General features: G+C 42.7%; 15 protein-coding genes, 1 pseudogene and 1 other annotated feature. Of the genes and pseudogenes, 7 read left to right on the top strand and 9 right to left on the bottom strand.

The features are described 5' to 3' along the window. Positions 1-286: 286 nt before the first annotated feature. Together acnA and cysB are read right to left on the bottom strand one after the other, a co-directional pair. Complete coding sequence (gene acnA / locus PR709_RS02550; RefSeq protein WP_004920147.1) at positions 287-2,959, bottom strand: aconitate hydratase AcnA; 2,673 nt, start codon at positions 2,957-2,959, stop codon at positions 287-289. Positions 2,960-3,308: 349 nt separating this feature from the next. Continuing rightward, positions 3,309-4,283: an HTH-type transcriptional regulator CysB gene (gene cysB / locus PR709_RS02545; protein ID WP_004920151.1), complete on the bottom strand. Its 975-nt coding sequence runs from the start codon at positions 4,281-4,283 to the stop codon at positions 3,309-3,311. Positions 4,284-4,605: 322 nt separating this feature from the next. Between cysB and PR709_RS02540 the strand changes: the two genes are divergently transcribed. Next, positions 4,606-6,639, top strand: a complete 2,034-nt coding sequence (locus tag PR709_RS02540) for a M13 family metallopeptidase (protein WP_004920153.1) — start codon at positions 4,606-4,608, stop codon at positions 6,637-6,639. A 247-nt stretch (positions 6,640-6,886) separates the two neighbouring features. Here the strand turns inward: PR709_RS02540 and sodC are convergent, their stop codons facing one another. Beyond that, positions 6,887-7,411, bottom strand: a complete 525-nt coding sequence (gene sodC, locus PR709_RS02535; RefSeq protein ID WP_004920157.1) for a superoxide dismutase family protein — start codon at positions 7,409-7,411, stop codon at positions 6,887-6,889. 355 nt (positions 7,412-7,766) lie between these two features. Beyond that, positions 7,767-10,361 carry a type I DNA topoisomerase gene (topA, locus tag PR709_RS02530; protein WP_004920164.1) on the bottom strand — a complete coding sequence of 865 codons (2,595 nt, stop codon included), beginning with the start codon at positions 10,359-10,361 and terminating at the stop codon, positions 7,767-7,769. A gap of 290 nt (positions 10,362-10,651) precedes the next feature. Between topA and PR709_RS02525 the strand changes: the two genes are divergently transcribed. Beyond that, positions 10,652-10,900 carry a DUF2498 family protein gene (locus tag PR709_RS02525; RefSeq protein ID WP_004920169.1) on the top strand — a complete coding sequence of 83 codons (249 nt, stop codon included), beginning with the start codon at positions 10,652-10,654 and terminating at the stop codon, positions 10,898-10,900. 92 nt (positions 10,901-10,992) lie between these two features. Here the strand turns inward: PR709_RS02525 and sohB are convergent, their stop codons facing one another. Next, a complete protein-coding gene (sohB, locus tag PR709_RS02520; protein ID WP_004920172.1) occupies positions 10,993-12,039 on the bottom strand; it encodes a protease SohB in 1,047 nt (348 codons plus the stop codon). A gap of 178 nt (positions 12,040-12,217) precedes the next feature. Between sohB and PR709_RS02515 the strand changes: the two genes are divergently transcribed. Then, positions 12,218-12,982: a YciK family oxidoreductase gene (locus PR709_RS02515; protein ID WP_060561047.1), complete on the top strand. Its 765-nt coding sequence runs from the start codon at positions 12,218-12,220 to the stop codon at positions 12,980-12,982. Positions 12,983-12,987: 5 nt separating this feature from the next. Next, positions 12,988-13,578 (top strand): cob(I)yrinic acid a,c-diamide adenosyltransferase, encoded by a 591-nt coding sequence (gene cobO / locus PR709_RS02510; RefSeq protein ID WP_272570701.1) that lies wholly within the window; start codon positions 12,988-12,990, stop codon positions 13,576-13,578. 46 nt (positions 13,579-13,624) lie between these two features. Here the strand turns inward: cobO and PR709_RS02505 are convergent, their stop codons facing one another. From PR709_RS02505 to rnm, 4 genes are all read right to left on the bottom strand, one after another. Beyond that, the gene (locus PR709_RS02505; RefSeq protein ID WP_131728126.1) at positions 13,625-14,314 is read right to left on the bottom strand and encodes a hypothetical protein; all 690 of its coding nucleotides are present in this window, start codon (positions 14,312-14,314) and stop codon (positions 13,625-13,627) included. Between the two features lie 385 nt (positions 14,315-14,699). Beyond that, the gene (gene rluB, locus PR709_RS02500; RefSeq protein WP_014656052.1) at positions 14,700-15,617 is read right to left on the bottom strand and encodes a 23S rRNA pseudouridine(2605) synthase RluB; all 918 of its coding nucleotides are present in this window, start codon (positions 15,615-15,617) and stop codon (positions 14,700-14,702) included. Between the two features lie 140 nt (positions 15,618-15,757). Further along, positions 15,758-16,378: an L-threonylcarbamoyladenylate synthase gene (locus tag PR709_RS02495; protein WP_004920184.1), complete on the bottom strand. Its 621-nt coding sequence runs from the start codon at positions 16,376-16,378 to the stop codon at positions 15,758-15,760. A 269-nt stretch (positions 16,379-16,647) separates the two neighbouring features. After that, on the bottom strand, positions 16,648-17,520 hold the full coding sequence (rnm, locus tag PR709_RS02490; protein ID WP_014656053.1) for an RNase RNM: 873 nt from the start codon (positions 17,518-17,520) through the stop codon (positions 16,648-16,650). A 168-nt stretch (positions 17,521-17,688) separates the two neighbouring features. Further along, positions 17,689-17,789 (top strand) — a sequence feature (Trp leader region). A 27-nt stretch (positions 17,790-17,816) separates the two neighbouring features. Here rnm and PR709_RS02485 point away from each other — a divergent pair. From PR709_RS02485 to trpCF, 3 genes and pseudogenes are all read left to right on the top strand, one after another. Continuing rightward, a complete protein-coding gene (locus PR709_RS02485) occupies positions 17,817-19,391 on the top strand; it encodes an anthranilate synthase component 1 (protein WP_036940367.1) in 1,575 nt (524 codons plus the stop codon). Next, positions 19,391-21,020 (top strand): annotated as a pseudogene (gene trpD / locus PR709_RS02480) (bifunctional anthranilate synthase glutamate amidotransferase component TrpG/anthranilate phosphoribosyltransferase TrpD). The gene PR709_RS02485 and the pseudogene trpD overlap by 1 nt, the downstream one beginning before the upstream one ends. A gap of 2 nt (positions 21,021-21,022) precedes the next feature. Continuing rightward, positions 21,023-22,384, top strand: a complete 1,362-nt coding sequence (trpCF, locus tag PR709_RS02475) for a bifunctional indole-3-glycerol-phosphate synthase TrpC/phosphoribosylanthranilate isomerase TrpF (RefSeq protein WP_004920201.1) — start codon at positions 21,023-21,025, stop codon at positions 22,382-22,384. Positions 22,385-22,391: the final 7 nt, after the last annotated feature.

The raw sequence follows: 22,391 nt of genomic DNA, 5'->3' as shown, positions 1-22,391 counted from the left end.
TGATTTTATTGGTTTTGTGACGTCTGATTTAATGTCAGCAACCCCACATTTATCTTGGCTAGTTTAAATATGAGCCATAATCTCTACTCGTTTTTGCCTCACGATAAAAAGTAAAACATACCTCTTTCCAATAACGAAATTTTTAAAATGATATCTCTGCATCACTCAATATAGATAGGCAATCATCATAGCCTAGACTCAATCCTCATATATTGCGAAATAACAATAAAAAACGCCCATCGTGCAAACAAACACAGATGGGCGTTGTTAACTTAGAGATTAAAGATTAATGGAGCATTTGGCGGATCACATAATGCAGGATGCCACCATGACGGTAATATTCCATTTCTGTTGAGGTATCAATACGGCAACGTGTTGCAATTTCTTTGACCTGTCCATCACCATAGGTAATTTTCACAATAATATGTTGACCCGGCTCAATGGATTGCAAGTGTTCTATATCGATACGTTCATCCCCTTTAAGGCCCAATGTCTTACGCGTTGTACCTTGTGGGAACTCTAATGGGATAACCCCCATACCAATTAAGTTAGAGCGGTGAATACGTTCGTACGATTCCGCAATAACGACACGGACACCAAGTAAATTAGTACCTTTAGCCGCCCAGTCACGGCTTGAGCCAGAACCGTATTCTTTACCTGCAATGATAGCGAGAGGCAGCTTTTCCTTTTGATACAGCATCGCCGCATCATAGATCGCCATCTGTTTACCTGTAGGGATATGTTTCGTATATCCACCTTCAACCCCCGGCACCATTTCGTTGCGAATACGGATATTGGCGAACGTACCACGCATCATCACTTCATGGTTACCACGACGAGAGCCATATGAGTTAAAATCGGCGGCAGCTACGCCATGCTCTTGCAAATAACGCCCAGCTGGACTATCCGCTTTGATATTACCCGCAGGTGAAATATGGTCAGTCGTTACCGAATCACCCAATATTGCCAAGATATGTGCGCCATGAATATCTTGAACCACTTCCGGCTCTGCTTTCATCCCTTCAAAGAACGGTGGATGGCGAATATAAGTCGAATCTGGCTGCCAATCATACGTGGAAGAGCTTGCCACTTGTAATGCTTGCCATGCCTCATCACCATCGAAAACCGCACTGTACTCTTTGCGGAACATTTCTGTTTTAACTTTTTCAACGGCTTGAGCAATTTCAGCACTGGATGGCCAAATATCTTTTAGATAGACATCATGACCTTGTGCGTCTTTGCCTAATGAGTCAGTTTTAACATTAATATTCATGTTACCCGCTAACGCATAAGCAACCACCAGCGGAGGTGACGCTAACCAGTTCGTTTTGACTAAAGGATGGATACGGCCTTCAAAGTTACGGTTACCCGACAATACCGCACCAACGGTTAAATCCGCCTCTTTGATCGCTTGCTCAATCGGATCAGGTAATGGCCCAGAGTTACCTATACAGGTTGTACAGCCATACCCCACTAAGTTAAAGCCGAGTTTATCAAGATAAGGTGTTAGTCCTGCCAGAGCTAAATAATCCGTTACCACCTTAGAGCCTGGTGCCAACGAGGATTTCACCCAAGGTTGACGAGTTAGACCTTTTTCTACCGCTTTTTTAGCGAGTAAACCTGCCGCCATCAACACACTTGGGTTTGATGTGTTCGTACAAGAAGTAATCGCTGCAATCACAACAGCACCATCGGTCATTTCAAAGGTTTGTCCTTGATAATTGACTGTCGGATGTGCACCTTTCTCTTTTTTGTTAAGCTCCAGCTCAATAGCGGCTTGGAATGCTTGCGGAACTTGACCCAGTTCAACACGATCTTGTGGACGTTTAGGACCGGCTAAACTAGATTCCACCGTCGACATATCCAATTCTAATGTGCTCGTAAAGATAGGTTCATCACCCGCATGACGCCATAAACCTTGCTCTTTACAATAGGCTTCCACCAGCGCAATTTCATCATCGCTGCGCCCAGTTAACTTCATATAATCTAATGTGACGTTATCGACAGGGAAGAATCCGCAAGTAGCACCATACTCAGGAGACATATTGGCGATAGTCGCCCTATCAGCCAGCGGAAGATCAGCTAAACCATCACCATAAAATTCAACAAATTTACCGACAACACCATGCTTACGTAGCATTTGTGTGACTGTCAGTACCAAGTCTGTCGCTGTAATACCTTCACGCAATTTACCCGTCAGTTTAAAACCGACAACGTCTGGGATCAGCATGGATACCGGTTGACCTAGCATTGCAGCTTCGGCTTCAATCCCACCAACCCCCCAGCCTAATACGCCAAGACCGTTGATCATCGTGGTATGCGAGTCGGTGCCCACAAGGGTATCTGGATAAGCATATAACTTCCCATCCACCTCTTCATACCAAACCGCTTTACCTAAATACTCTAAGTTGACTTGGTGGCAAATACCGGTTCCTGGTGGCACAACCCTAAAGCGATTAAAGGCTTTTTGCCCCCAACGTAAAAAGAGGTAGCGTTCATGGTTACGCTTCATCTCAATTTCAACGTTGTCATCAAATGCTTTATCCGTGGCAAATTCATCAACCATTACCGAGTGGTCAATGACCAGATCAACTGGCGAGAGAGGATTGACTTGCTCAACATTACCACCTAATGATTTAACCGCTTCACGCATTGCAGCTAAATCCACGACCGCAGGTACACCCGTAAAGTCTTGCATTAGTACCCGAGCTGGTCGGTAAGCAATTTCTCTATCTGCATGCCCTGTTTTCTGCCAATCAATAATGGCTTGCAGATCGGCTTCTACTACCGATTTGCCATCAATATTTCGCAATAAGTTTTCAAGTAATACTTTAAGGGATTTGGGTAATTTTGTGGCATCACCGAGTTGCTGAGTCGCAATCGGTAGACTGAAGTAATTATAGAGCTTGCTTCCGACACTGAGTGTTGCTGCACTCTGTGTTTTAAGACTCAACGACATAACTCCTCCTTGGTTTTTTATGATGATTATCGGTCATCTTATTTACCTAACAAATTACAGTGAATTTGTTAATTAGTTGTAATTATAGTTGCTGAAAATATTTACTTTATGGATTTTGTGTCAAATCCATAAATTTGCTGTGCTTATCATCAAAAAAACAGTAAATGGCGGGGAAATTTAGCCAAGTGACTCATAAAAAGAGTAGTAGAATGCTAGGATTTTGAACTTGTCAATTGAACGCTGACATTGGAATAGCTAAATAGAGAACAAAAAAGTGAGTCACTAAGCTTCTAGTTGAATTCACATCAGTCACTAAAAGCTTAGCTCTCGTTTGAAAGGCAACCTAAAGTTAGATGATAGGCAATTTAATGTCTTTAAACATTTCCTCAATATCTTCATTGTTGCGCAGTGCAATCGCCCTATCTACAACATCACGGGTTAAATGAGGGGCAAATCGCCAAATAAAGTCATACATATAGCTACGTAAAAAACTGGTACGTTTGAAGCCAATTTTCGTTGTGCTATAACTGAATTTATCGCGCATATCGATGACAACCAGATCACTATCCAACTCTGGGTTAACCGCCATACTGGCAATAATCCCAATGCCCAACCCAAGCCTTACATAGGTCTTGATAACATCCGCATCTGTCGCCGTAAAAATAATTTTAGGTTCTAAATTGGCTTTTTGGAATGCCACATCTAATTCAGAACGCCCCGTAAAACCATGGGTATATGTTACGATTTGGTATTGTGCAACATCTTCAATCGTCACATTTTTCTTTTCGGCTAACGGATGCCCTTTTTGCACCACAACACAGCGGTTCCAGTGATAACAAGGTAGCATGATCAAGTCACTGTATAGGTGTAACGCTTCAGTAGCGATCGCAAAATCACTATTCCCTTTGCAAACTTCCTCTGCGATTTGCGTTGGGGAACCTTGTTGCATATGCAGTGAGACATGCGGATAGCGCTCGATAAAACCTTTGATTACCGGCGGAAGCGCATAACGTGCCTGAGTATGTGTTGTTGCAATATGCAAAGTGCCTTTATCTGGATAAGTATGCTCCCCTGCAACGGAACGGATCGCCTCAATTTTTGAAAGCACTTCCCGTGAAATACGGATAACTTCTTCCCCTGCTGGCGTAACATGAGTGAGATGTTTTCCGCTGCGAGCAAAAATTTGGATCCCCAATTCGTCTTCCAACATACGCACTTGTTTGCTAATACCCGGCTGTGAGGTAAATAACCCTTCAGCGGTTGCAGAGACATTCAAGTCATGATTAACCACCTCAACAATATAACGTAATTGCTGCAATTTCATTTTTAGGTCCACCTATACAGAGCCGTAAGGAATTCGCTATAGCTAAAAATTATTATTTATAACTAAAAGCTATATGTATATGATTTGATATAACCAATATATCATCATTATGCTGAGTGTGAATAGCTAGATGATAAAATTTCACCTAAAATAGTTTAAATTTGAAATTATCTTCATTGTTAACTAGTAAGAAAATGCAAAGTTACATTTAAATTTTCCCAATCTATGCTTGAATAGCTGATAGGCAGTTTTGCAAGATAAATGAATCGGCTTTAATCTTAAGTAATGGAAACAATAATTCTCAACGAAGAGAGGGTATTACATGCAGAAAAAAATTTTGGCGCTCCTTATCAGTATGTCAACCATCGCTATAGCGCCTAGCCTTTATGCCAAAGAAGTTTCTTATGGCGACCAAAAGATTGTTTTATCTGATAATATCGCTTCAGGGGATGATTTTTATCGCTACGTCAATCAGGACTGGATAAGCAAAGCGAAGATCCCAACAGGCATGCCGCGCATTAACTCATTTGTTGAGTTATACCTCACGACAGAGAAACAACTACAAAGCATCATCGATCAGTTGCAAAGCTCACCAGAGAAGGAACTCAATCATAATCAACGCAATATTCGTAATTTATATGTAAGTTATCTTAATGAAGACGCGATAGAAAAAATAGGAATAAGCCCTCTCAAAGATGACCTTGATGCAATTACTAATGCAAAAAATCATAATGATATTAGTAAATTAATGGCACTTCCGGCCTATACGCCATTTATTTCTTATTGGGTAGACTTGGATGCTAAGCAGCCGGATACTTATGTTTTATACCTTGGGCAAGGCGGTTTAGGCTTACCGAACCGTAATTATTACCTCGACGATACCCCGCAGATGGAGGAGATCCGCAAAAATTATATCGCCTATATTGCCACTATTTTAAAACTGGCGGGCGAAAATGATGTTGAGAAAAAAGCCCAACAAATTTTCGCACTGGAAAAATCAATGGCACAGGCTCATTGGAGCCCAGAAGCGCGCCGTGACACAATCAAAAATTATCACCCAATGACACTGAACGATATGAAAAAGTTCACTCAAGGCTTTGCATGGGATAACTTTATTCAACAGTGGCAACTTTCAGACAAACAATTGAATAAGGTGATAGTTGAAACGGATACCGCAGTAGAGCAATTAGCCAAAATTTATGCCAATACCCCTGTATCGACACTTCAAGACTACCTACGTTTTCACTATTTAAGTGATCAAGCCCCCTATTTGAATCGCGATTTTTCTGACGCCCGCTTTGATTTTTATTCGCGTAAACTTAACGGCGTAGAAAAACAGCGGACACGCAAAGAGCGTGCTCTGGAAACCGTCAATCGCTTACAGGGCGAGCCTATGGGGCAAATCTATGTTGAGAAATATTTCAACCCTGAATCAAAAGCGAAAATTACCGATCTTGTCAGCTATGTCAGAGGAACGTTTAATTCTCGCTTAAAAGATAATGATTGGATGGATGATGCAACACGCCAAGAAGCGCTTAAAAAACTTGAGCAATTTACCGTTAAAGTGGGTTACCCTGACAAATGGAATGATTTCAGTAGTATCAATCTAAAACCCGATACGCTACTGGATAACTACAAACAGGTCTTAAACTGGGTCTATAACGACAATATGAGTAAGATAGGACAACCTGTCCGTAAATGGGAATGGGGGATGACGCCTCAAACCATTAATGCATACTTTAACCCAGTGCAAAATGAGATAGTGTTCCCAGCCGCAATACTACAGGCACCTTTCTTTGATCCTAATGTTGACCCTGCCTATAACTATGGCGCAATTGGCGCTGTAATTGGCCATGAAATGGGCCATGGGTTTGATGACCAAGGCAGCTTGTATGATGGTACTGGTCAGTTGCGTAACTGGTGGAGTGATGACTCTAAACAGCACTTTAAACAAAAAACCGATAAACTGGTTGAACAATATAATAGCTTCTCCGTTGATGGACAAAAGGTTAATGGTCAACTCACATTGGGTGAAAACATCGGTGATTTAGGCGGGCTGAACATTGCTCTGAGCGCTTATAAGCAATTCGTTAAAGAGAATTATCCAAATGGCGAAGCGCCAATTATTGATGGGACAACCGGTCTGCAACGATTCTTTATTTCTTGGGCAAGAACTTGGCAAGAGTTATCCAACAAAGAGTCCGAGCGTAATAAAATTTTGACCGACCCACATAGCCCTAACCAGTTCCGTGCCAATGGTGTTGTTCGTAATATGGATGAATGGTATCAAACTTTCGGTGTCGATAAAGACAGCAAATTATACCTTGAACCTGAACAACGCATTCGTATTTGGTAAATGCGCTTTCCCCCTTGATATCTGCGGCTTTCATTTGAAAGCCGCAACCTTCAATTCTCATATCGGTTATATCTACAGGTAACGTTCAATCGTATTAACCATTCCCTGTTAAAAACAAATAAATTTTCTTTAAGCACCTATTTTATTAGTTTTCAAATAGTTAAAAGCTCTGAGTATTTCAGAGCTTTTAGATTAAGTCTCAAAGTAGTACGGTTTTATCAATTACTGTTTAAATATACAGTATCAACTATTTGATCACACCACAAGCCATGCGTGCACCACCACCACCTAACGCTTCAGGATGGTCGGAGTAATTATCCCCACCCGCGTGTACCATCAGTGCACGGTTTTCAATCTCTTTTAGTGTTTTTAAGCGCGGTGCTAATACGGCATAATCGGCATTACCTTTGGCATCAACCACTAAGCCCGGAAGATCCCCTAAGTGGCCTGTATTGTCATAAGGCCCTTTATGGACACCTGTTTTTGCCGGATCCATATGTCCACCTGCTTTTAATGCTGGTACTGATTTGCCATCTTTTTCAGCAGGCTCACAGCTTGGGTTTTCATGGATATGGAAACCATGGATACCCGCTTCTAAACCTGCTAATTTTGGGGTAAACAATAATCCATAATCGGTTTCAGAAATAACAACTTCACCAATCGCCTTGCCTTCACCTTGTGGTGTAGCTTCTTTCAGTACTACTGTTGTTTCTGCTGCATTTGCTGCAAAAGCCGTTAATAAGCCGGCCAGTAAACACATTTTGAATTTCATTCTACCTCCAGTTGTGAGCTTTCTAACCTAATCGCTGCTTGTGATGTTTATTGCTTAAAAGCAAATACACATCAATAAATTATTATTTATTGATAATTGCTATTTATCAGCATAGCAAACCGTCATCATATTGCTTTGCGGTTAGCCACATAAATCAACACTTAAGCCAAATAAGTGCATTTTTAAGACGGCTCCTGAAAGGAGATCAAATCATCATAAAAATAAGATGGAGGGAGAGTCTGTCTGTGGTTAATGATAAAAACCTCGTAGGCTCACAGAAAATGATGAACAACAGAAATGAAAAAGGCGATAGAAATTAACCTATCGCCTTTTAATCGCTAACGTCAGTGAATGATTATTTCTCTTTCACTTCCCATTTGCCGTCTACAAAAAATGCACTCCAACCTGTGGCTTTGCCATTTTTCTCTGAAGAAACATATTGCTGTTTCGTCTTACGGCTAAAACGCACAACGGTTGGATTACCATCAGGATCTTTTGCAGGCGCGTCAGCTAAATAAACCAGCTTTTCAGGTAGTCTATCTCTAAAGCGTTGCAACTCCTCAACCAATGGCGCTCGCGTTTCTCGTGATTTCGGGAAGGTGTTTGCCGCTAGGAATACGCCAGCCGCACCATCGCGCAACACAAAATACGCATCTGATTTTTCGCAAGGTAATTCAGGTAATGGTACCGGATCCTCTTTTGGTGGAGCAATCTCACCATTTTTTAAGATCTTACGGGTGTTTTTACACTCTTCATTTGTGCACCCCATATAAGGCCCAAAGCGCCCTGTTTTTAGGTGCATTTCTGAACCGCATTTATCACACTCAATTACTGGGCCGTCATAACCCTTAATGCGGAACTCACCCTCTTCAATCTCATAACCTTCACAAGCTGGGTTGTTACCACACACATGCAGTTTGCGTTGATTATCAATCAGGTAGCTATCCATTGCTGTACTGCATTCTGGACAGCGACGCTTAGCACGCAGCGCGTTGGTTTCCGCATCATCCCCCTCAAGAATATTCAATACTTCATGTTCAGGGATCAAATTGATGGTTTTTTTGCAGCGTTCTTTTGGTGGTAACGCATAGCCTTCACAACCGAGGAACACCCCTGTTGAAGCTGTACGGATCCCCATATGACGTTCACAATCAGGACAAGTAATTGAAGTGATCACCATAGGGTTCGTGCGCATTCCGCCTTCTTCAGGATCTCTCTCTGCAATATCTAGCTGTTTGCTAAAATCAGAGAAAAATTCATCAAGCACCGCTTTCCACTCTGCTTCGTGATTAGCAATATGGTCAAGCTGATCTTCCATGCGCGCAGTAAAATCATAGTTCATTAGGTCATTGAAGTTTTCTTCCAACCTATCTGTCACGATTTCACCCATTTTCTCCGCATAAAAACGACGGTTCTCAACCTTAACGTAACCTCTATCTTGGATCGTAGAGATAATTGCCGCATAGGTTGATGGACGACCAATACCGCGCTTCTCAAGCTCCTTAACTAAGGAGGCTTCGCTAAAACGTGCTGGTGGTTTCGTAAAGTGCTGACTTGGCAACAATTCAACCAGCGACAATTCAGAGCCTACTTGGATTGGTGGCAATGTTTTGTCTTCATCATTTTTGCGCAGTGCAGGCATCACTCGCGTCCAACCATCGAAACGCAATGTACGGCCTTTCGCTTTTAGCTCAAAATCCCCTGCTTTCACCGTTAATGTTGTTGAATCATATTTTGCAGGCGTCATTTGACATGCCACAAATTGATTCCAAATTAACTGATAGAGCTTTTTCGCATCTGATTCCATATCTTTCAGTGCATCGGGTAGAACATCAACACTGGAAGGACGGATAGCTTCGTGCGCTTCTTGCGAATTATCTTTGCTAGTGTAAATATTGGCGTCTTTAGGCAGATATTTTTCGCCAAAATTATCGCTAATATAGCCACGTACCATATTTAATGCATCTTGGCTCAAGTTAGTTGAGTCAGTACGCATATAGGTAATATAACCCGCTTCATAAAGGCGCTGAGCCATCATCATGGTCTTCTTCACACCAAACCCAAGACGGGTGCTAGCGGCTTGTTGCAGCGTTGATGTGATAAAAGGCGCACTCGGCTTGCTGGATGTGGGTCGGTCTTCACGGTCAATCACTTGGAAGCGTGCTTTTTCTAGCAAACTCACCGCAGCGTCAGTTTGCGCCTTAGTGACTGGCTTGAACGCTTTGCCTAATTGATGCGTAACCTGCATACGTAATGCAGCCGTACTTTTATCCGCCAAATCCGCATGAAGTTCCCAATATTCTTCCGGCACAAACGCTTTAATTTCACGTTCACGTTCGACAATCAAACGTACCGCAACGGATTGTACGCGACCTGCAGATAACCCTCTCGCCACTTTTTTCCATAACAGCGGCGATACCATATAACCTACTACGCGATCCATGAAACGGCGAGCTTGTTGAGCATTAACTCTATCGATATTGAGTTCGCCAGGGCTATCAAACGCCTGAGTGATCGCATTTTTAGTAATTTCGTTAAACACAACACGGCTAAAGCGAGAGTCTTCACCACCAATCACTTCGCGTAAGTGCCATGCAATAGCTTCCCCTTCGCGGTCAAGGTCCGTCGCAAGATAGACATGGTCTGCATCTGCCGCTAAAGCTTGTAATTCAGAAACCACCTTTTCCTTACCCGGTAAGATCTGATAGTTTGCTTTCCAACCATGGTAAGGATCGACCCCCATACGCTTTACAAGCGCGGCTTGAGGATCTTTTTTAACCTTTTTAGTTTTGTCGGTAGATGAGCCTGTACTCTTTTGTGAGCCGGACCCGCTTTTCGGCAGATCGCGAATGTGGCCAACGCTGCTTTTTACAACGTAGCCACTGCCAAGATACTTATTGATCGTTTTGGCTTTTGCCGGGGACTCCACGATAACAAGAGCTTTACCCATATTTACCTTTACCTAAATTTCTACAATGGCGCATTTCTACATGAAAATGCACAAAATGAAAATCTCTTTTTTATATTGCGGCACAATTGCAATATATCAATATAATTTCTTCAAATAGTTTGCGTTTACGCAAAAACTACCAAGCTAATCACGCTATGCTAAAAAGAACATAAAGTGTTCTAGCTGACTGATTTTAGCCATATAATGGCTAATTATTGCCAACGAAAAGCACACACTCTACCTGATAAAACGCCAGACGCAACCAATTATTTTTTTAAGGGGGCTAACTTATGGACAACAATATCCAATCTATAACACAAAATGAACTTCTCGAAAAAGCTAATGAGATCATAAGGAAACACGAAGACTTCATTCATGGCATGTTCGTTGATACGGTAGAGCAGCATCGTGATACCTTAGTGTTCAAAGGTGAATGCTTTTTAGATGCCAATGGTATTCCAACAGCGAAAAGCACGGCGGCATTCAACATGTATAAACATTTGTCTCATATTCTTTCTGAGCAATACCGTCTTAAGTAAAGAGACGTAGCCAAAAAATTACCGGCTAAGCGCCGGTAATTAATGATAGTTACGAAATCTATTTTTTGCGAGAAAACCGAATCTTAATTTAATTACATAAAAGGTTTTTGCCCGCGCTGCCACCAACGCAATAACAATTTATCAATATTTTCAGACATGCTACCCGTAAAACGTTCTAACATCTTTTTACCTTGTGTATAGCGAATACTGATGATTTCTTTAGTCTCTATTGCTGAAATAATAATATCGTCACTCACGCCAATTTGGTCAATTAAGCCTTTATCAAGTGCTTGAGTACCATACCAATATTCTCCAGTAGCCACCGCGTCAATATCTAATGATGGACGATTATGATGCACAAACTGTTTAAATAACTCGTGAGTTTCATTCAGATCTTCGATGAATTTCTTACGTCCTTGTTCGGTATTTTCACCAAGCATAGTTAATGTGCGTTTGTATTCACCCGCCGTATGCAATTCAACATCTACATCATGTTTTTTTAATAAGCGGTGAATATTTGGCACTTGTGCAACTACCCCAATAGAACCAATGATGGCAAATGGAGCCGCAACAATCTTCGACGCAATACACGCCATCATATAACCGCCACTTGCGGCCACTTTATCAACCGCGATAGTCAACGGAATATTTTTTTCTTTTAAACGGGAAAGCTGTGATGCCGCTAAGCCGTATCCATGTACCATGCCCCCAGGGCTTTCAAGACGCAGCAAAACTTCATCGTCTTGTTCCGCCACGGCTAGAATAGCGCTGATTTCTTCTCTTAAAGAGCCGACTTCACGAGCATCCATACTGCCTTTAAAATCTAAGACATATAAACACGGTTTTTTGACCGTTGATTGGCCTGCTTTTGCCCCTGCTTTTTCACTTTTCGCCTTTGCTTTCTGTTGCTTTTTAAAGGCTTTTACCCAAGCTTTATGCTCAGAATCATTCATTTTTACTTGCTGCATTTGGCGCTGGCGTTCGCGATAACGTTCCCCTAAGTCGGTAATTTTCAATTCACCTCGCCCACCTTGGCGACGCATTCCGACACCAAAAACAAAAACAGCCAAAGCAATAATTGCAACGACTATTGTGACGACTTTTGCCAAAAACAGTCCATACAGAGAGAAATACTCCACAAAATCATCCTTCTCATATTTATCTTGATAAAAATAGTCTCATGATTGCTATTAAACAACCAGTAAAATAACGTCGTTTCTATCGTAATCTTACTTAAATTTCTACGCTACATTAGCCAATAGCATCAATCAATGAGATGATATCGTAACTGTTAACAAATAGGATAGGAAAAATACCATGCTCCACTATCAACCTAAACATGACCTTTTAAGTGGCAAAACCCTTTTGGTTACTGGGGCCGGTGATGGAATTGGCCGTGAAGCCGCATTAACCTATGCTCGCTTCGGCGCCTCTTTGATTTTAGTCGGTAGGACACAGCATAAACTTGAAGCCGTTAGCCAAGAAATCGAAACATTAACCGGTAAGGCCGCAGATATCTATGTCGTTGACTTGTTGACAGCACCTCATGAACAATATGTTGAGTTAGCCAACGATATTGCTAAAAAACACCCTTATCTAGATGGCGTATTGCATAATGCAGGTCTTTTAGGGGTTGTTGCCCCAATTATCGAACAACCTGTCGATTTATGGCATGACGTTATGCAAGTTAATGTCAATGCGTCGTTTATGTTAACTCAAGTGCTGTTGCCTTTATTACTGAAAGCACCAACAGCATCGCTCGTTTTCACCAGTTCCAGCGTCGGTAAAAAAGGCCGTGCAGACTGGGGAGCCTACTCAGTTTCTAAATTTGCCACTGAAGGCTTAATGCAGATCCTTGCCGAAGAGTATAAAAACAGTGGCTTGCGTGTTAACTGTATCAATCCAGGGCGTACTCGCACCAGTATGCGTGCCAGTGCAGCACCAGATGAAGATCCAATGACTATCAAAGCACCAGCCGACATTATGCCAATTTACTTATATCTTATGAGTAATGATAGCTTGCGTAAAACAGGCATTAGTTTTGACGCTCAACCCGCTCAAAATGTTAAAACAACGGAGTAATTTTTATGTCTCAAAGCCGGCATGAAGAGCGTCAACAACGTTTGAAAGAAAAGGTTGATGCTCGAATTGAATCTGCGCAAATCGAACGAGGTATCTTGCTAGTTTTTACAGGAAACGGCAAAGGTAAAACAACAGCAGCGTTCGGTACAGTATGCCGTGCTGTCGGTCATGGACAAAAAGCCGCTGTCGTGCAATTTATTAAAGGCAGTTGGGATAATGGTGAGCGAGAATTATTAGAGCCTCACGGCGTTCCTTTTTATGTCATGTCTACCGGTTTTACCTGGGAGACTCAGGACAAAGAAGCTGATACTCTCGCTTGCCTTGATACATGGCAATATGCGCTGCGGTTACTGGCTGATCCATCCATCGATTTAGTGGTACTTGATGAGATCACCTATATGATTAGCTATGACTATCTGCCATTGGAAGAGGTTATAGACGCATTAACTGATCGCCCTGAGCACCAATCAGTGATTATTACTGGGCGAGGCTGTCACCGCGAACTGCTTACTTTAGCTGACACCGTTACTGAAATGCGCCCTGTGAAACATGCTTTTGATGCTGGAATAAAAGCACAAAAAGGGATTGACTGGTAATCGTATTCATCTGCCGATACATAGCAACTGTGTATCGGCAATTTAATTACATCATCAGAATGCCGGCACCGAAGATCGCTCGGGTTTGCTGCATAAACTCTGCATATTTGCATTTTTCAAGTAATGCCGTGCCATCATTTCTCATTTGGCTATAAATCACTGCCATGTGTGAAATTTTATTGTGGTATTCGTTATAATAGAACTGTTTTCGTTGTGGGTCTAAAGAGCGACGAAAACTATTAACCAACCCAACCACTTCTTGTGCATACATTTGCAGAACTTCATCGGTAAAATTAGGTGTCGTGAGTGGGTAATCGAAATGCACTGTGACCGATTGCTTTTCACCATGAGGCACTTTTTTCACCATTAATTGTGATATAAAGGCATCGCCACGGTGGATTAGGTCAGTCAGCTCCTTATGTGTTAAACACTTCGTTTTTACTTGGCTAACGGCAGCCGAGCTTGATAGCGCTTCTGGTGCTTGTTCACCAACTGGAATATCACAGTTAAACACATTATTATCAATGATATAATCGTTACTGCTATTTATTCTACCACTGAGTTGATAGTGACCCACCACCAGCGATTGTTTGTTCAGATGGTGAAGTGATGGGATCCCTTCTGTCCCATACACATAATTGTACGCGTAATAAAATTGCTGAGTTGGGTTGAGAATGCCACCTTTATTGCCTGGGTAAACAATAAACTGAACAGGTTCCCCCGTCGTCGTTATCATAACGTGGACACCAGGCTTCAATAAGAGGCTTCCCACACTTTGATTAGGAACAACAATCGGATGGTAATCCATAAAAAAAATGAAACTATCTGATGTATCATTCGTAAAATAAAAACGCCCGCTTTCTGATATTATGCTTTGATTATTATCACATCCACTAATCATTACGCTTAAGCAAAGTATCATCAACGCCTTTATTAATCGAAAACTAAACATGTAGTATAATTTACCTTTGTTTATTCCTTTACATCATAACGGTAACTTAAACACAGAATATTCTCAAATGAGTTTGTATCATTTTGTGACAAATACATAACCAAAACTAATAAAAAAGGTTATAGATAACTCTATAACCTTTTCGATAAATCAACACAAGCCAAAGTCATTAAATGCGTGTACGACGCTTTGCTGTTGGTCGAGATGATTGACGTTTAGACGCAGGCCTTGCTGCTACTTGTGAATGGCGTTTAACCGCACGACGGATCTGGTTTGCTTTGATGCGTCGTTGGTCTCGTTCAACAGCCACCTTAGTTTCTGTTTCAGCTTCAAGCCCAACCAACTCTCTTAGGTAATTGGTTTGTTGTAGGCCTAACTCAGTCCAGCCACCACGCGGCAGACCTTTAGGCAGGTCAATATCACCGTATCGCACCCGGATCAAGCGGCTGACTTGGACCCCAACGGCTTCCCACAAACGGCGTACTTCACGGTTACGCCCTTCTGTTAAGGTCACGTTATACCATTGGTTCATCCCTTCACCGCCACGGAAAGAAACCGTTTTAAATGCGGCCGGGCCATCTTCAAGCTGAACGCCTTGAGTTAATTGACGTATTTTTGCATCAGTGATTTCCCCAAATACACGAACAGCATATTCACGCTCAACTTCGCGACTTGGATGCATTAAACGGTTAGCCAGTTCACCATCGGTAGTAAACAGTAATAACCCACTTGTGTTCACATCGAGGCGACCAACCGCAATCCAGCGAGCTCCCACAAGTTTTGGTAAACGCGTAAATACTGTCGGGCGACCTTCTGGATCATGGCGAGTACATAGTTCACCTTCTGGCTTGTAATAAGCCATGACACGACAGATCTCTTTTTCAGGTTCTTTTATCGCTAATATCCGACCATCTAATCTAATTTTAGTCGCCGGTTTTACTTCAATACGATCACCTAGCGTCGCGATTTTACCATCGACACTAATGCGCCCTTCTTTTAGAAAAGTTTCAATTTCACGACGGGAACCATGCCCAGAGCGGGCAAGAATTTTTTGTAGCTTCTCAGTTTTTTGCGGTTTAGCGCTCATATAACCCTCAAATGTCGCCTTCACAGGCGTCAAATAGTTTTTCGTACACAGTGACGAAAAATAACGAATTGGAAAACCTGCGTATTATACACAGGTTTATGAGGATGCCCTATTATTAATCGACCCGCGATGATTATCGCTTATTCGAAAGGAGATGGGTCACCAGTACCGACACGAACGACAACCGGGCTATCATCCGTGAAATCAATTACTGTTGTGGGTTTTTGACCAATGTAACCACCGTGGATAACTAAATCGACCTGTTTACCGAGTAAATCACGGATCTCTTCAGGATCTGACTGCGTAAAGTCATCCCCCGGCATAATGAGGCTGGTTGACATTAATGGCTCACCAACAGCTTCAAGGAGGTCTCGAGCGATAGGATTAGACGGAACCCTTAACCCAATGGTTTTACGTTTTTCATTCATTAAGCGGCGAGGTACTTCTTTAGTTCCGCGCAGAATAAACGTGTAGTTGCCGGGCGTATTATTTTTAATTAACCGGAATGCCGTATTATCAACATGTGCATAATTTGATAGCTCAGAGAGATCTCTGCACATCAAAGTAAAGTTATGGTTGGCATCAAGTTGACGTATGCGACAAATACGCTGCAATGCCTCTTTCTCTTCCAACCGGCAGCCTATTGCATACCCAGAATCGGTTGGGTAAACGATAACGCCGCCCTTATTTAAAATTTCAACACTCTGGTTGATTAACCGAGCTTGGGGATTATCCGGATGGATATAAAAAAACTGACTCATACAGACCTCTGATCTTTAGTATTGACAGCATCATCCGGTAAAAACCTTAAAATGGCACTATCTATTTACAATAAGAAAACACATCTCTAAAAAGACGCACTACTTTAATGACTTTCCAAATCACTCAGGTTGTTTCACTGGAAATGAGAATATCGAGAGGATAACTATGTGGCTAGCATCGTGCTCGGTATATCACTCCCACTGCACACTCAACCCAAATTGAAGTATCACTGTTATATTTTACACCGCATTTATTATACATCAACGCATTATGTCGTTTTTACTTCGTCCCATAATGTCCAAACCGCCCGTTGATCATCAGGCAGCCACAGGTTACGCCCAAGTTCAATCCACGAACATGGACGATGGAAATCGGAGCCCATTGACGTTTTTAAATTCGCGGATTGTGCAAGTTCATCTAGATACTGCTTTTCATTGGCAGGTTGCTGACAATGAGACACTTCCATTGCATCCCCCTGACACTGTTTAAAATAAGCTATCAAGCGTTTCAGCCATTTATTCGAAAGTTGATATTTCGAGGGATGCGCGAGTACAGCCACGCCCCCAGCTTGCTGGATCACCTTAACGGCCTCATCAATGGTGCACCATTTTGCCGGAACATAGCCCGTTTTCCCCTTTGATAGATAACGCTTAAAAACGTTACTGATAGTTTTCTCTTTCCCCGTTTTTACCAAATACTGAGCAAAATGCGCTCTGGTGACTTGTCCACCTTGGGCTATTTCTAACGCATTTTCCCATGCATCCGCTATGCCTGCTTTTTGTAGGCGACGGCCAATCTCCTTTCCGCGCTCGACCCGTAATACCGATTGCCGCTCTAATAGCTCAACCATTGCGGATGCTGTAGGTGAAAAATTTAATCCCACAATATGAATTTCAATATTTTCCCATAAGGTGGAAATTTCAACGCCATTAATCAAGGTTAAAGGGCGTTGTGCGTGTGAAAGGTATTCACGAGCCTCAATAACACCTTCACAGGTATCATGGTCAGTAATAGAAAGTACGTTAACCCCCATCTCAATTGCTCGCTCAACAACCTCAATGGGCGACAAATCACCGTCAGAAGCCTGAGTATGGCAATGTAAATCATATCGGGTCATTAATGGGCTCGAAAATTGTGACATAGCCTATTTCACTCCTTTTTCCCGTTTCTGGATATTTTTCCTAAATATAAATAACAAACCGCTTGACACAACTCACGTGATCCAGTTTACTAGTACACGAGACAAGTTACTGACCCGTATTAATGTGATTATCCAGAGAGGCACTGTATGAATATTCTTAATCTATCAAATCGTTGGTGGCGCAACTTCCCAAATTGGGCGGATGCCGCACACGCATAGATTAAATATGCCTAAGTGCCTAACCCGCCTTCACCAGCGGGTTTTTTTATGTCTAAAAACTGTTAAAAGGCAATAAAATGAATAACCAAAACACAACATTAGCACATTTTAGTTTTCTGGATAGTCCAATTAACTATCAGCAAGATCCAACATTGCTGTTTCATCACCTGTGCCACGACATTCCAGCAACTATGTTACTGGAGTCCGCAGAGATCAACAGCAAAGCCAATTTACAAAGCCTATTGATTGTCGAAAGTGCGCTACGCATTCGTGCATTTGGTCAACGGGTAGACGTTGAAGCATTGACTGAAAATGGTGCTCAATTACTCCCAGTCATAGCAACACAACTAGCTGATAAAGCTCAACATTATGAACTATCAGCACAACATTTGACGATGACATTTAGCCAACCGAATGGTGATCTTGACGAAGACAGCCGCTTAAAAAGCGCATCATGCTTAGATGTATTGCGTTTATTGCCAACATTGGCTCAAGCGACTTCACAAAAATCTGAAAACCTATTTGTCGGTGGGTTATTTGCCTATGATTTAATTGCCAGTTTTGAATCACTTCCTGAAGTGAAAACGATAAATAATTGCCCTGATTACTGTTTTTTTGTCGCAGAACACTATTTAGTGATCGACCATCAAAATCAAGCGGCACGCCTAAAGAGCGCTATTTTTTCGACTGTGGATAGCCATGTAGAAACGGTCACACAACGTCACAACGAGCTGATAGCGGCATGCCGTCCGTTCTTATCGCCTCTTCCATTAGGGAAAACGGAACAATTTCACGTTGAAACCAACAAAAATGATCAGCAATACGGTGCGGTAGTCAATGCAATGAAACAAGCCATTTATCGTGGTGATATTTTCCAAGTCGTGCCATCACGGAAATTTTCAATGCCTTGTCCTTACCCATTAATTGCTTATCAAAAGTTAAAGGCACAAAACCCGAGTCCTTACATGTTTTTTATGCAAGATCAGGACTTTTCACTGTTTGGCGCATCACCTGAAAGCGCATTGAAATACAGTGCAAGTGACCGCAAAGTTGAGATCTACCCTATCGCAGGAACTCGCCCTCGTGGTCGTGATGCCTCGGGAGCGATTGACTTAGATCTTGATAGCCGCATCGAACTTTCCATGCGTACTGACCAAAAAGAGTTAGCTGAACACCTCATGTTAGTCGACTTAGCCCGTAATGACTTAGCGCGTATTTGTGAGCCTGGTAGTCGCTATGTTGCAAACCTCACAAAAGTCGACCGCTATTCATTTGTTATGCATCTAGTATCACAGGTGGTTGGCACACTACGCAGAGATCTCGATATCTTTCATGCATACCAAGCGTGTATGAATATGGGCACGCTGACCGGAGCGCCCAAAGTTCGCGCTATGCAATTAATTGCTGAATATGAGCAGGAGCGCAGAGGCTCTTACGGTGGCGCTGTAGGCTATTTTACTGGTAAAGGGGATTTTGATACTTGCATCGTGATCCGCTCAGCCTATGTGGAAAATGGTATTGCTACGGTACAAGCGGGCGGAGGTGTCGTTTTAGACTCCTCCCCGCAAGGCGAAGCCGATGAAACACGTAACAAAGCTCGCGCAGTGATCCGCGCAATTGCCCAAGCACACCAAGCAGAGGAGTTATTTTAATGGCTAACATACTATTACTCGACAATGTTGACTCCTTTACTTACAACCTCGTTGACCAATTGCGCTCAGGGGGCCATCAAGTGGTCATTTATCGCAATACCGTCAGCGCAGAACGTATTCTATCTGTCCTCAATAACATGGATTCCCCTTTGCTGGTGTTATCACCGGGACCTGGGAAGCCAAGTGACGCGGGTTGCATGCCAGCGATCCTTCAACAAGTGATCGGTAAATTACCAGTGATAGGTATTTGCTTAGGGCACCAAGCGATTATTGAAGCCTATGGCGGGCATGTTTCCTCTGCTGGAGAAATTTTGCATGGTAAATCATCCATGGCCACCCATGACCAACAAGCGATGTTTGATGGTCTCGATAACCCAATTCCCGTTGCGCGCTATCACTCTTTGGTCGGCAGCCAAGTCCCTGAAAAACTGACAATTTGTGCACAATCTAACGGCATGGTTATGGCTGTTCGCAATGACAGTGATCGTGTTTGCGGTTTTCAGTTCCACCCCGAATCTATCCTAACAACTCAAGGGGCTATTTTACTGGAACAAACCGTTGCATGGGCGCTTTCAGCATCGATTGGCACAACAACACCATCATTTTAACCAGGGAAGAGACTCTATTATGCAAACTATTTTCGATAAACTATTCCGTGCACAAGCATTAACACAACAAGAAAGCCAACAGCTCTTTAATGGCATTATTCGCGGTGAATTAACGGAAGCCCAATTGGCTGGAGTGCTCGTCAGTATGAAAATGCGAGGTGAACAACCCGAAGAGATCGCTGGAGCCGCTTTAGCTTGCTTAGAAAACGCACAACCTTTTCCACGCCCTGACTACCCATTTAGTGATATCGTTGGTACTGGCGGTGATGGTGCCAATAGCATCAATATCTCAACGGCGAGTGCTTTTGTTGCCGCTCAAGCGGGGATCAAAGTCGCAAAACACGGTAACCGTAGCGTTTCTAGTCGTTCCGGCTCATCTGATCTACTCGCTGCTTTTGGTATTTCATTAGATTTAAGTGCACAAAGTGCGCGTGACGCATTGGATGAATTAGGCGTTTGCTTTTTATTCGCACCTCAATACCACAGCGGTTTCCGTCATGCGGCTCCTGTACGCTCTCAATTAAAGACACGCACGTTATTCAATGTGTTAGGCCCATTAATTAACCCTGCACGACCGCCTATTGCATTAATCGGTGTGTATCAAGCGTCATTAATTGAACCTGTAGCAAAAACGTTACAAATGCTTGGTTTTACACGTGCAGCTGTGGTACACAGTGGTGGAATGGATGAAGTTTCTCTTCATGCAACCACGCAAGTTGCAGAATTGAACCAAGGCGCTCTGTCTTTCTATCAGCTCAATGCCGACGATTTTGGGTTGCAAGCTTATCAGCTATCTGATTTAGAAGGCGGAACGCCAGATGAAAATCGAATTTTGCTAAGTAATTTGTTACAGGGTCACGGAAAGCCTGCACATGAAGCCGCCGTTGCAGCCAATGTCGCCATGCTAATGCGGATCAATGGTTATGAAGACCTAAAAGCCAATAGTGAACACGCTCTAAATATTATTCGTAGTGGTGCTGCATTTGATCGCGTCACTGCGCTCGCTTCAAGGAACCAATAAAGATGAAAGCAACCGTACTGCAAAAAATTGTTGATGATAAGCTAATCTATCTGGAAGAGCGTAAACAACAACAACCTTTAGACAGCTTTATTGATAAAGTGCTCCCATCGAGCCGTCGTTTCTATGAAGCACTGTCCGCAAAACGCCCTGTATTTATACTGGAATGCAAAAAAGCATCACCATCAAAAGGGCTAATTAGGGAAGATTTTGATCCTGCCGTCATAGCGAACATTTATGCACCCTATGCGTCAGCTATTTCCGTCTTAACCGATGAAAAGTATTTTCAAGGGAATATGGCGTATTTGACCACTGTCAGTCGTACGGTTAAGCAACCCGTTTTGTGTAAAGACTTCATTGTTGACCCATACCAAATCTACCTTGCGAGATATTATCAAGGCGATGCTATTTTACTGATGCTCTCTGTCGTGAGTGATGAGCAGTACATTGCACTTGCAGAAGTCGCACACCAACTGAATATGGGTGTACTGACTGAGGTGAGTAACGAAGAAGAGTTAGAGCGAGCCATAAAACTAAAAGCGCGAGTTGTTGGCATTAATAATCGTGACCTCCGCGATTTATCAATCGACCTCAATCGTACCCGCGAATTGGCACCGCGTCTGCCAGAAGGCACCATTATTATTAGTGAATCCGGCATTCACCGCCACCAGCACATTCAATCTTTGAGCCAGTTTGCCAACGGTTTTCTGATTGGTAGTGCTTTAATGGAGCAAGCCGATCTTAACAAAGGATTGCAAAAATTATTAATTGGGGAACATAAAGTTTGTGGCCTAACCCGAAGCCAAGATGCGCAAGCCGCCCTTGCTGCGGGAGCAACTTACGGCGGCTTAATTTTTGCTGAAAACTCCCCGCGAAAAGTGACCCTGTCACAAGCAAGGCAGATAATACATGCCGCTCCACTACAATATGTTGGTGTTTTCCGTGACCAATCTGCTGATTTTGTTGCCCATATGGTCGAACAGCTGGCTTTATCAGCAGTGCAGCTCCATGGTCATGAAGATGCCGATTATGTGAAAAATCTACGTAGCCATTTACCTGAGCATTGTGAAATCTGGAAAGCCGTCAATATGTCACAACCTGATTTCAGCCAGTTTGATGGGCAACCGATTGATTTGCTGCTACTTGATAATGGTCGTGGCGGCAGTGGTCAAACTTTCGATTGGAGCAAGATCCCAAATAGCAGCCAATTTCGCGTGATGGTTGCAGGAGGCTTAAATGCCGACAATTGCCGTCAGGCTGCGACACTATTATGCAATGGATTGGATTTTAACTCAGGCGTTGAAACTGAACCGGGCATCAAAAGCGAGAAAAAACTGAATCAAGTTTTCAGTTCATTAGCACTCTAATCATCAA

The organism is Providencia sp. PROV267 (genome assembly GCF_028477825.1).
Classification (GTDB): Bacteria; Pseudomonadota; Gammaproteobacteria; order Enterobacterales; family Enterobacteriaceae; genus Providencia; species Providencia stuartii.
The sequence above is the reverse complement of the archived record's forward strand: the minus strand, read 5'-3'. Positions and strand labels throughout refer to the sequence as shown.

Coding starts and splice junctions, on each gene's coding strand:
- acnA (WP_004920147.1), bottom strand. CDS start 2,959: ATGTCGTTGAGTCTTAAAACACAGAGTGCAGCAACACTCAGTGTCGGA.
- cysB (WP_004920151.1), bottom strand. CDS start 4,283: ATGAAATTGCAGCAATTACGTTATATTGTTGAGGTGGTTAATCATGAC.
- PR709_RS02540 (WP_004920153.1), top strand. CDS start 4,606: ATGCAGAAAAAAATTTTGGCGCTCCTTATCAGTATGTCAACCATCGCT.
- sodC (WP_004920157.1), bottom strand. CDS start 7,411: ATGAAATTCAAAATGTGTTTACTGGCCGGCTTATTAACGGCTTTTGCA.
- topA (WP_004920164.1), bottom strand. CDS start 10,361: ATGGGTAAAGCTCTTGTTATCGTGGAGTCCCCGGCAAAAGCCAAAACG.
- PR709_RS02525 (WP_004920169.1), top strand. CDS start 10,652: ATGGACAACAATATCCAATCTATAACACAAAATGAACTTCTCGAAAAA.
- PR709_RS02515 (WP_060561047.1), top strand. CDS start 12,218: ATGCTCCACTATCAACCTAAACATGACCTTTTAAGTGGCAAAACCCTT.
- cobO (WP_272570701.1), top strand. CDS start 12,988: ATGTCTCAAAGCCGGCATGAAGAGCGTCAACAACGTTTGAAAGAAAAG.
- PR709_RS02505 (WP_131728126.1), bottom strand. CDS start 14,314: ATGATAACGACGACGGGGGAACCTGTTCAGTTTATTGTTTACCCAGGC.
- rluB (WP_014656052.1), bottom strand. CDS start 15,617: ATGAGCGCTAAACCGCAAAAAACTGAGAAGCTACAAAAAATTCTTGCC.
- PR709_RS02495 (WP_004920184.1), bottom strand. CDS start 16,378: ATGAGTCAGTTTTTTTATATCCATCCGGATAATCCCCAAGCTCGGTTA.
- rnm (WP_014656053.1), bottom strand. CDS start 17,520: ATGTCACAATTTTCGAGCCCATTAATGACCCGATATGATTTACATTGC.
- PR709_RS02485 (WP_036940367.1), top strand. CDS start 17,817: ATGAATAACCAAAACACAACATTAGCACATTTTAGTTTTCTGGATAGT.
- trpCF (WP_004920201.1), top strand. CDS start 21,023: ATGAAAGCAACCGTACTGCAAAAAATTGTTGATGATAAGCTAATCTAT.